This is a genomic window from Streptomyces sp. NRRL F-5650 (genome assembly GCF_000721365.1).
In the GTDB taxonomy this organism is placed as follows: Bacteria; Actinomycetota; Actinomycetes; order Streptomycetales; family Streptomycetaceae; genus Streptomyces; species Streptomyces ardesiacus.
Genome location: NZ_JOGV01000195.1, coordinates 1 through 244, shown reverse-complemented (window position 1 = coordinate 244; position 244 = coordinate 1). Strand labels below are relative to the sequence as shown.

Sequence of the window (244 nt, the reverse complement as noted above, 5' to 3'; positions counted from 1 at the left end):
GCGGCCGGTGTGGCGGGCGTCATCAAGATGGTCGAGGCGATGCGGCACGGTGTGGTGCCGAAGACGTTGCACGTGGATGAGCCGACGCCGCATGTGGACTGGGCGTCGGGTGCGGTGGAGCTGGTCACGGAGAGTCGTGTGTGGCCGGAGACGGGGCGTCCGCGTCGGGCTGCTGTGTCTTCGTTCGGGATCAGCGGTACGAACGCGCATGTGGTTCTGGAGCAGGCGCCGGCGGCGCTGCCGG

General features: G+C 69.7%; 1 protein-coding gene. It reads left to right on the top strand.

Annotation, left to right across the window (positions count from 1 at the left end):
• On the top strand, window positions 1–244 hold a 244-nt coding region (locus tag IG88_RS0138130), incomplete at both ends, for a ketoacyl-synthetase C-terminal extension domain-containing protein (protein WP_031051579.1).